We start from the raw sequence: 9,398 nt of genomic DNA on the forward strand, positions 1-9,398 counted from the left end.
CGCCCTGACCGGCGTCCTCGGCCTCGCCCTCTCGGGCGCGCCCCAACTGGTGCTGCGCTTCACCGACACCGGCCTCTTCTGACCCGGCCCTTCCCGAACCCGAACCGCCCCCCTGCCGGGCCGTCACCCGGACGGCCCACCTGGGCCTGCGCGCGCACAAGGGAACTAGTGGCCTCCGCCTGGCGTTGAGCAAGACGGAAAGGTCCACTGGACGTGACACCACGGACCGGTGACCCGGAAGACATCGGAGACCAGCAAGCAAAGGGTTCCCCTGCTGCACCACTTGGAGGGCGTACCGTGCACCGCCGGCACAACGGGCTCAGGACCGCAGTCCTCCTCGGAGGACTGTCCGCACTCATCATCGTCATCGGCAGCTTCTTCGGCCGCATGGGGCTGATCGTGGCCGTCCTGATCGCGCTGGGCACCAACGCGTACGCGTACTGGAACAGCGACAAGCTGGCTCTACGCGCGATGCGTGCCCGCCCGGTGAGCGAGTTCGAGGCACCCGCCCTCTACCGCATGGTCCGCGAACTCTCCACGCAGGCCCGTCAGCCCATGCCGCGCCTGTACATCTCGCCGACCGAGGCACCCAATGCCTTCGCGACCGGCCGCAATCCGCGCAATGCCGCCGTGTGCTGCACCGACGGCATCCTGCGCATGCTGGACGAGCGCGAACTGCGCGGCGTCATCGGCCACGAGCTGAGCCACGTCTACAACCGCGACATCCTGATCTCGTCGGTGGCCGGCGCCCTCGCCTCCGTGATCATGTTCCTGGTCAACTTCGCCTGGCTCATCCCGATCGGCCGCTCCGACGACGACGACGGCCCGGGTCTCCTCGGCATGCTAATGATCATGATCCTCGGCCCGCTGGCCGCCAGCCTCATCCAGCTGGCCATCAGCCGCTCCAGGGAGTACGAGGCGGACGCGTCCGGCGCCCAGCTCACCGGCGACCCCCTCGCGCTCGCCAGCGCGCTGCACAAGCTCGAAGCGGGCACCAAGCAGCTGCCGTTGCCTCCCGAGCCGCGCATCGAGACCGCCAGCCATATGATGATCGCCAACCCGTTTCGTCCTGGTCAGGGACTTTCCAAGATGTTCTCGACGCACCCGCCGATGGCGGAGCGCATCGCCCGGCTCGAGAAGATGGCAGGTCGACCCCAATGAAAACGATCCTGAACGTCATTTGGCTCGTTCTGAGCGGCTTCTGGCTGTTCCTCGCCTACCTGGCCGCGGGCGTGCTGCTCTGCATCACCATCATCGGCATCCCCTTCGGCCTGGCGGCCTTCCGCATCGGCGTCTACGCCCTGTGGCCCTTCGGGTACACCACCGTCGAGCGCCGCGACGCGGGCGCCCCCTCCCTCCTCGGCAACGTCCTGTGGCTGGTCCTCGCCGGCTGGTGGCTGGCCCTGGGCCACATCACCACGGGCCTCGTCCTCTGCCTCACGATCATCGGCATCCCGTTCGGCATCGCCAACTTCAAGCTGATCCCTGTGTCCCTGTTCCCGCTGGGCCGCGAAATCGTCCCCACGGACGAGCCGTTCGCGGCCCGCTGACCGGGACCGCTCCTGGTCGGGGTTTTCCACAACCCGAAGGTTGTCCACAGGGTCTGCCCCGCTGTCAGTGCCGCGCTGCATCATGAATGCATGACCGAGAGCGAGCAGTTGCTGGCACGGGTGGCGGACAAGGCCCGCAACACCCGTCCGTGGGGCTGGACATCCCTGCCCGAGCCGGTGGACCCGGCCACTCTGGCCCGTGCGGAGGCCGCGCTGGGCTTCCGCCTTTCGCCGCTGCTCGCCGAGCTCTACCTTCGGATAGGGGACGGCGGATTCGGCCCGGAGTACGGCCTGTTGCCGCTGCTCGACAGCGCCCCGGCCGGCGAGCCCGCAGCCGTCACGCAGTACCTGGCCAACCGCAAGAGCGGCCGCAAGGACCCCGACTGGCCCTGGCCCGAGGGCGTCCTGCCGATCTCCCACTGGGGCTGTGCGATGTACGCGTGCGTGGACTGCCACAGCCCCGAAGCCACCGTGCTCCTCTTCGAGCCGAACGCAGGCGACCGCGACCACTCCTGGTTCGTGGACGCCCCCGCCCTCACGGACTGGCTGCAGGCCTGGGTCGACGGCACGGGCTGGTACGAGGAGATGAACGAGGAACTGGAGATGGCTCCGTGGGCCGAGTTCCCGATACGCACGGCACCGCCGGCCCACGCGACCTGACGGCCCCTCCGGGGGGAACCGACCTGCTGACCTACCGCCGGGTCCACCGGTTCCGTACGCCGTACGCCACCACCCCGACCGCCAGCACGCCGGCGCCCACGACCACCGACACCACAGGCAGCGCGAACGCGAGCACCACGCACCCGAGCAGCCCCACCACCGGCACCGCACGGGCGGCCGGAGCCGAACCCAGCGTCCAGGCCGACGCGTTGGCCACCGCGTAGTACGCGAGCACCCCGAAGGAGGAGAAACCGATCGCACCCCGCACGTCCACCGTGGCGGCGAGGACCGCGACCACCGCGCCCACGGCCAGCTCGGCCCGGTGCGGCACCTGGAAACGGGGATGCACGGCGGACAGCGCGTACGGCAGATGCCGGTCCCGGGCCATCGCCAGCGTCGTCCGTGAGACACCCAGGATCAGGGCGAGCAGCGAGCCGAGCGCCGCCACGGCGGCACCCACCCGCACCACCGGTACGAGCCCGGGCACCCCGGCCGCCCGCACCGCCTCGGCCAGCGGCGCGTCCGCACGGCCCAGAGCGTCGGCGCCCAGCACGGAAAGGACGGCCACCGCCACAGCCGCGTACACCACCAGCGTGATGCCCAGGGCCAGGGGGATCGCGCGGGGGATGGTGCGCGCGGGATCCCGTACCTCCTCACCGAGGGTCGCGATACGCGCGTACCCCGCGAACGCGAAGAACAGCAGACCGGCCGCCTGCAGTACCCCGCCCACCCCGCCGGACACACCGGAATCCAGCCGCCCGGCCTGCGAGGCCCCGGACCCCAGACACACGACCACCACGGAAGCGAGGACAGCGAGGACTATCGCCACGATCACCCGGGTCAGCCAGGCGGACTTCTGGATCCCGCCGTAGTTCACCGCGGTCAGGGCCACCACGGCCGCGACGGCCACGGCGTGGGCCTGACCCGGCCAGACGTACGCACCCACCGTCAGCGCCATCGCCGCACAGGAGGCCGTCTTCCCGACCACGAACGACCAGCCCGCCAGATAACCCCAGAACGGCCCGAGCCGCTCCCGGCCGTACACGTAGGTGCCGCCGGAGGCCGGGTACAGGGCGGCCAGCCGTGCCGAGGACGTGGCGTTGCAGTAGGCGACCACGGCGGCGATCGCGAGTCCGAGCAGCAGTCCGGATCCGGCGGAGCGCGCTGCCGGCCCGAGGGCGGCGAAGATCCCCGCGCCGATCATCGAGCCGAGCCCGATGACCACGGCGTCCCCGACTCCCAGCGTGCGCCGCAGTTCGGCACCGGAATGCGTCATGCGCCGAACCCTACTGATCCCCTGCAACCACGGAACGGGACCCCGACGTCCTCCTCATCAACGCGAGACGAACACCCGATCGACGACCACCGCACAGGTACGACGCACGACCCGGCGTACGAGCGCGCGCCCGGTCCGCGGGACGAAGATCACAGTTCCCGGACGGTGCGGGCACAGCGCGGAAGGGCAGGTTCAGGGCATGAGCATCATCGGCTGGATCATCCTGGGACTGTTGGCGGGAGCCATCGCCAAGTTCCTGCTGCCGGGCCGCGACCCGGGCGGTCTGATCGGGACCACCTTGATCGGTGTCGCGGGCGCGTTCATCGGCGGCTGGATATCGGCCCGTTGGCTGGACCACCCGGTCTCCAAGAGCTTCTACGACGGACCGACCTGGGCCGCCGCGATCGGCGGCTCCCTCGTGCTCCTCATCGCCTACCGTCTCCTGTTCGGCAACTCGCGCGACTGACCTTCGGACCGCAGCCAGTAGGCGAGAAGGGTGGGCACCGGCCAGGTGCCCACCCTTCCTCGTGGATCGGTGCCGATCAGCGCGATCAGCGGCTCACCGGTAGTTCACGAACTGGATCGCGAAGTCGAAGTCCTTGCCCTTCAACAGGGCGATGACGGACTGCAGGTCGTCACGGCTCTTCGAGCTGACCCGCAGCTCGTCGCCCTGGACCTGCGCCTTCACGCCCTTCGGGCCCTCGTCCCGGATGATCTTCGCGACCTTCTTGGCGTTGTCCTGGGAGATGCCCTCCTCGATCGACGCGAAGATCTTGTACTCCTTGCCGGAGAGCTGCGGCTCACCCGCGTCGAGCGCCTTCAGCGAGATCCCACGCTTGATCAGCTTGGACTGGAAGACGTCGAGGACGGCGTTGACCCGGTCCTCGGAGTTCGCCTCCATCAGGATCTTGTCGCCGGACCAGGAGATCGAGGCACCCACGCCCTTGAAGTCGTAGCGCTGGGAGATCTCCTTGGCGGCCTGGTTGAGGGCGTTGTCGACCTCCTGCCGCTCGACCTTCGAGACGATGTCGAAACTGGAGTCGGCCATGTCCTGTGGCTCCTTGTATCGGGGTGCGTGTCGACGTGCGTACGGATGCGTATCGGCGTCGTGGGGGCGGTCGCCGAGCCCGGCGTGAACCCGGGCCGCATCCGCCCAAGCCTAGTCACCCCATGCCCTCCGGGCGCAGATCAATCGGGTGGCGAAGCACCCCTCGGCATCGGGTATTGTTTACGTCGTTGCCACGGAGCACCGCCGAAAGACGGTTCGAAGGGCAGCAACCCCGGCGGTGTGCCCGAGCGGCCAAAGGGAGCAGACTGTAAATCTGCCGGCTCAGCCTTCCCAGGTTCGAATCCTGGCGCCGCCACACGGGAAAACAAGGGCCCCGTGACCAGCCAAACGGTTGGTCACGGGGCCCTTGTCGTGTGCTCCGGCGGCGGACGTACTCTCACGCTCCCTCCCGCGTTCGAACGTCGTGTCCCGGACTGGGTTCATGCGGTGAGGTCCGCATCGCGGGCCACGAGGGCGGCCTGGACGCGGTTGGTGACGTCCAGTGCGTTCAGGATGCGGCTGACGTGGGCCTTGACGGTGCTTTCGCGCATCGTGAGGCGGGCGGCGATCTCGGCGTTGGTCTCGCCGTGGGCGAGGAGGGCGAGGACGTCGCGTTCGCGCGGGGTGAGACGGTCGATGCGGGCCTGGGCCTGGACCGCCTGGGGGCGGGTGGTGGCGTGGTAGCGGTCGATGAGGCTGCGGGCCGCCGTGGGGTGGAGCATCGCGGAGCCGGCGGCCACCAGGTGGACGGCGCGCAGGATCTCGGCCGGGTCGGTGTCCTTGAGCAGGAAGCCGTCGGCTCCGGCGCCGAGGGCGTCGTAGACGTACTGGTCGAGGTCGAAGGTGGTCAGAGTGATGACCTTCGGCGGGTGGGGCAGTGCCCTCAGCCGGGCGGTGGCGGTGATGCCGTCCATGCGGGGCATGCGTACGTCGACGAGGGCCACATCGACGCGATGGGCGCTTGCCTGCTCGATCGCCTGGAGGCCGTCGGCGGCCTGGGCGACGAGGTCGATCCCGGGGTCGCTGTCGAGGAGGTCGGCCAGGCCGAGGCGGACCAGGGCGTCGTCGTCGACGATCATTGCGCGGATCATGCGGGAGTTCCGTTCTCTTCCGTGCCGGCCGGGTGGGGAATGCGGGCGGCCAGGCGCCAGGAGCCCCCGCCGGCCGGTCCCACGGTCAGGTGGCCGCCGAGGGCGCTGACGCGTTCGCGCAGGCCGACGAGCCCGTAACCGGAGCCGACGGCGGCCGCAGGCCCGGGGAGACCGGCGGGGTTGGTGACCTCCACCAGCGTGGCCGGCACCCGGTAGTCGATCGTCATGGTCACCGGAGTGCCGTCGGCGTGCTTGCGGGCGTTGGTCAGGGCTTCCTGAGCGATGCGGTACACGGCCAGGCGGTGGGTGGTGGGCGCGTCCTCCGGCCGGCCGTGGATCGTCAGGGCGATGGGCTGGGAGGCGGCGCGGGCGTCGTCCACCAGCTGCCGGACGTCGCCGGGCACCGGCGCGGGCATCACGCCGGCCCCGTTCGGGACGGCGCCGGGAGCACGCAGCACACCGAGCACGTCCCGCAGGTCGGCGAGCGCTTCCGTGGAGGCGCCCCGCAGCAGGGTCAGTCGTTCGGCGACCGGTGCCGGCAGGGTGTCGCCGCGGGTGGCCAGCACACCCGTGTGCAGGGCGATCAGGCTGAGCCGGTGGGCGAGGACGTCGTGCATCTCCGCCGCGATCCGGGACCGCTCCGCGACCCGCGCGGCCTCCTCGCGCAGCTGCGCCTCGACTTGCAGGTGTTCCACATCGGCGGCCAGCGCCCGCACCAGACGCCGGCGGCTGCCGATCCACAGGCCGACGACGTACGCGAAGGCCCAGATGAACAGCGCGGTGATGTACGCCTCTTGTCCCCACAGCCGAGTGGGCGGGTAGCCGACGAGGTTGGCGCCCAGCGCGGCGGCGACGCAGACGACCGCCGCCCGCGTCCGGCGGGCCGCGGCCAGGTCGTACAGGACGAGAGCCAGCAGCAGCGTGCCGATCCACCCCCACCACGCGGTGACCGCGGTGACCACGAGCGGCGCGACGGGCCGGCGCAGCCGCGGCACGAGCAGCACCACCGCGCACGCCAGTGCCGAGGCACCGATGGGAATCACATACCGGCCGTCGCTGACCTGCTGCGCGCCGTTCAGTGCGGCGACGGCGGCGAAGAACGTCACGGTCGCCCAGCGCCCGACGGCCACCACCCGCGAATGAATCCCGCTGCTGTTCACCGTCGGAATCCTAGGCAGGCGCCCGCCTGCCGCCCCTCGACGAGCGGCCGCGCCGACCCCCTACTTTCGTCGGGGGAAGCCGTCGAAGAACGGCGGATCCGCTGCCGGGCGGCGATTCCTAGCGTCATATGCATGGATGACTGGACCACCTCCCACGAACGCGTTCTGGCGCAGCGCGAAGCCGACGGCTGGATGTTTCTGATCGAAGCAGCTCGTGATCTGCGCACCACCGGCGCGATCGCCCCCAGCGGCAGGGCACTGGCCCGAGCCCTGACCGACCCCGTGCGGGCCCAGGCGTCCCGTCCGCTGGCCGTCCTGGAAGCCGGCGCCGGCACCGGCCCCATCGCCCGGGCCCTGATCCCCCACCTGTCCACGGGCAGCCGCCTGGACGTGGTGGAGGCCAACCCCCGCTTCGCCGCCCAGTTGCGCCGCCTCGTCGCCGCGCACCCGAACCCGGCCCGCGCGTCCGGACGGGTGCGCGTGCACGAGACCGCCGTCGAGCAACTGGACACCGACCAGCGCTACGACGTCATCGTCTCCGGCCTGCCCCTGACCAACTTCGCCCCCGCCCAGGTCGAGCGGATCATGGCCCGCTACATGGACCTGCTGCACCCAGGCGGCACACTCACCTACTTCGCCTACGTCGGCACCCGCAGGGCACGCGCCCTGACCGGCACCCGGGCCGAAGCACGCCGTCACGCCGTGGTGGACGAGATCATGGCCGCCTACCAGCGCGCCTACGCCACCGGCCGCTGGACGGTCTGGGCCAACCTGCCCCCCGCCCACGTCTGGCACCTGCGCCGCCCCCTCGCACACGCGGAGTCCTCCGAGCAGCCTCTCGCCGGGGCACGGCGTTGAACGCGGTCTCCGACCTCCTCGGCCACCTCCCGGCCATCGCGGTCTACGCGATCGTGGCCACGGCGGTGCTGGCCGAGTCGGTCCTGCTGGTGGGTGCGTTCATTCCCACCCTCACCCTGCTCCTGACCGCGGGCGCCCTCGCCCGGACCGGGCACATCGGTCTGCCCCTGATCATCGCGGGGGCGGCCGGAGCCGTCGTGGCCGGTGACTTCCTCGCCCACCGCACGGGCCGGTTCCTCGCCGGCCGGCTGCGCACCGGCCGGGCGGGCCGCCGCATCCCGCCCGCCCTCTGGGCACGGGCGGAGACGCTGATGGCCCGTCACGGCGGCCGTGCCGTCTTCCTCGCCCGTTTCGTCCCCGTGGTCCGCACCCTCGCCCCCCACTGCGCGGGCGCCACCCGCCTGCCCTACCACCGCATCGCGCCGTACAGCGTCACCGCGGCCTGCGTCTGGGCGACCGCGGAGGCATCCGCCGGATACGCGGCCGCCTCCTCCCTCCAGCACGTGCTCACCCTGGCGGGCCCCGCCGCGGCCGTGCTTGTCCTCACCGCGACGGCAGCCGTGCTCGCGGTGCGGCGAGGCAGACCGCGCCAGGAGGAAGGGACGGCCCAGCCCTCCGCGCTCGGGCCTTCACCTGACACGGCGACACCCAACCGTTCACTCCCGGCGCACAAACCCCGTCCCTGCGGGGCAGACTGACTGCATGTCCAGTCGTCGCAGGCTCTGCCCCGAATGCCGTCGCGAGATCGCGGTCGTCGCCGGCCGCTTCGCCCGGCACGACCCACCCGGCGCGCGAGAGAGAGGCCGGCTCGTGTCGTGCTCGGGTTCGCGCAGGCAGGCCGAACTCGGAATCTTGCAGCCGTCGTTGGACGGGTACGCAGTCCCCGTCGTCCCTGGCCAGCTGCCCCTGTTCTGACGCCCCGACGCGCGCTACGTCGGTTTGCCTGCCTGGCCCGTACCGCCTCACGTCCGCGCGGCCGGAGCCGGACAGCACCCCTCGGCGGGGATTCTCAGTTGCCCGCCACCGACTTCACCGCCACCGACACCGGCGTGGAACCGCTCACCAGCTCCAGCGTCAGCCCGGCCGTCGCGGGCGTGTCCAGCAACTCCGCCAGTACGGCCGCCACGTCGTCGCGCGGGATCGGGCCGCGACCGGTGTGGGCCTCCAGGCGGACCAGGCCCTTGCCCGCGTCGTCCGTGAGGGCGCCGGGACGCAGGACCGTCCAGTCCAGGGCGTCCAGGCCACGTACATGGGCGTCGGCCTCGCCCTTGGCACGCAGGTACACGTCGAAGATCTCGTCGCCCTCGTGCCGCGGGTCCGCGCCCATCGAGGACACGATCAGGAAGCGCCGTACGCCCGCCCGGACCGCCGCGTCCGCGAACAGCACCGCGGCGGCCTTGTCCACGGTGTCCTTGCGCGACGCGCCGCTGCCGGGACCGGCGCCCGCCGCGAACACGGCCGCGTCCGCGCCCCGCAGAGCCGCCGCCACCTCCTCGACGGAGGCCGACTCCAGGTCCAGCAGGACCGGTTCGGCCCCGGCGTCCCGCAGGTCGTCGCCCTGCTCGGGGCGGCGGATGATCCCCGCGACCTCGTCCCCGCGCGCGGCGAGCAGCCGCTCCAGCCGCAGCGCGATCTGACCATGACCACCAGCGATGACAATGCGCATGACTTCGACCGTACGCCGGAACACCCGCGAACGCCGCGTCGGCGGACCCCGGGCCGGGTGAGGACCCGCTGCCCAACCCCCTACGGCAC

The 9,398-nt window shown here is 71.5% G+C and carries 12 protein-coding genes and 1 tRNA gene; 8 read left to right on the forward strand and 5 right to left on the reverse strand.

Features of this window, described 5'->3' with window-relative positions; translation table 11 throughout:
* The first annotated feature begins 297 nt into the window (after nt 1-297).
* From htpX to EHS43_RS28190, 3 genes are all read left to right on the forward strand, one after another.
* Nucleotides 298-1,161 (forward strand): zinc metalloprotease HtpX, encoded by an 864-nt coding sequence (htpX, locus tag EHS43_RS28180; RefSeq protein WP_125193553.1) that lies wholly within the window; start codon nt 298-300, stop codon nt 1,159-1,161.
* On the forward strand, nt 1,158-1,550 hold the full coding sequence (locus tag EHS43_RS28185; protein WP_125193554.1) for a YccF domain-containing protein: 393 nt from the start codon (nt 1,158-1,160) through the stop codon (nt 1,548-1,550). Before htpX ends, EHS43_RS28185 begins: the two co-directional genes overlap by 4 nt.
* A 90-nt stretch (nt 1,551-1,640) precedes the next feature.
* The gene (locus EHS43_RS28190; protein WP_125193555.1) at nt 1,641-2,210 is read left to right on the forward strand and encodes an SMI1/KNR4 family protein; all 570 of its coding nucleotides are present in this window, start codon (nt 1,641-1,643) and stop codon (nt 2,208-2,210) included.
* Between the two features lie 31 nt (nt 2,211-2,241).
* On the opposite strand, the gene EHS43_RS28195 is transcribed toward EHS43_RS28190, so the two are convergent.
* Nucleotides 2,242-3,486 carry an APC family permease gene (locus tag EHS43_RS28195; protein ID WP_125193556.1) on the reverse strand — a complete coding sequence of 415 codons (1,245 nt, stop codon included), beginning with the start codon at nt 3,484-3,486 and terminating at the stop codon, nt 2,242-2,244.
* Nucleotides 3,487-3,685: 199 nt separating this feature from the next.
* Between EHS43_RS28195 and EHS43_RS28200 the strand changes: the two genes are divergently transcribed.
* Nucleotides 3,686-3,952, forward strand: a complete 267-nt coding sequence (locus tag EHS43_RS28200) for a GlsB/YeaQ/YmgE family stress response membrane protein (protein WP_007384028.1) — start codon at nt 3,686-3,688, stop codon at nt 3,950-3,952.
* A gap of 93 nt (nt 3,953-4,045) precedes the next feature.
* Here EHS43_RS28200 and EHS43_RS28205 read toward each other — a convergent pair whose 3' ends face one another.
* Complete coding sequence (locus EHS43_RS28205; RefSeq protein ID WP_007384029.1) at nt 4,046-4,534, reverse strand: YajQ family cyclic di-GMP-binding protein; 489 nt, start codon at nt 4,532-4,534, stop codon at nt 4,046-4,048.
* 234 nt (nt 4,535-4,768) lie between these two features.
* On the opposite strand from EHS43_RS28205, the gene EHS43_RS28210 reads away from it, so the two are divergent.
* A tRNA-Tyr gene (locus tag EHS43_RS28210) sits at nt 4,769-4,850 on the forward strand.
* 124 nt (nt 4,851-4,974) lie between these two features.
* On the opposite strand, the gene EHS43_RS28215 is transcribed toward EHS43_RS28210, so the two are convergent.
* Both EHS43_RS28215 and EHS43_RS28220 read right to left on the reverse strand, forming a co-directional pair.
* Nucleotides 4,975-5,625 carry a response regulator transcription factor gene (locus EHS43_RS28215; protein ID WP_125193557.1) on the reverse strand — a complete coding sequence of 217 codons (651 nt, stop codon included), beginning with the start codon at nt 5,623-5,625 and terminating at the stop codon, nt 4,975-4,977.
* Nucleotides 5,622-6,785, reverse strand: a complete 1,164-nt coding sequence (locus EHS43_RS28220; RefSeq protein WP_125193558.1) for a sensor histidine kinase — start codon at nt 6,783-6,785, stop codon at nt 5,622-5,624. The genes EHS43_RS28215 and EHS43_RS28220 overlap by 4 nt, the downstream gene beginning before the upstream one ends.
* Nucleotides 6,786-6,917: 132 nt before the next feature.
* Here EHS43_RS28220 and EHS43_RS28225 point away from each other — a divergent pair, with 132 nt between their 5' ends.
* Genes EHS43_RS28225 through EHS43_RS48090 form a run of 3 tightly spaced genes read left to right on the forward strand, consistent with a single transcriptional unit; the run spans nt 6,918 to nt 8,558 of the window.
* Entirely contained in the window at nt 6,918-7,643 is a 726-nt protein-coding gene (locus EHS43_RS28225; protein WP_125193559.1) for a class I SAM-dependent methyltransferase, read from the forward strand.
* Nucleotides 7,640-8,341 (forward strand): DedA family protein, encoded by a 702-nt coding sequence (locus EHS43_RS28230; RefSeq protein ID WP_125193560.1) that lies wholly within the window; start codon nt 7,640-7,642, stop codon nt 8,339-8,341. Before EHS43_RS28225 ends, EHS43_RS28230 begins: the two co-directional genes overlap by 4 nt.
* A 4-nt stretch (nt 8,342-8,345) precedes the next feature.
* Entirely contained in the window at nt 8,346-8,558 is a 213-nt protein-coding gene (locus EHS43_RS48090; RefSeq protein ID WP_125193561.1) for a hypothetical protein, read from the forward strand.
* A gap of 94 nt (nt 8,559-8,652) precedes the next feature.
* Here the strand turns inward: EHS43_RS48090 and EHS43_RS28240 are convergent, their stop codons facing one another.
* A complete protein-coding gene (locus EHS43_RS28240) occupies nt 8,653-9,309 on the reverse strand; it encodes an NAD(P)H-binding protein (protein WP_125193562.1) in 657 nt (218 codons plus the stop codon).
* Nucleotides 9,310-9,398: the final 89 nt, after the last annotated feature.

It is taken from the genome of Streptomyces sp. RP5T, assembly GCF_003933965.1.
Classification (GTDB): domain Bacteria; phylum Actinomycetota; class Actinomycetes; order Streptomycetales; family Streptomycetaceae; genus Streptomyces.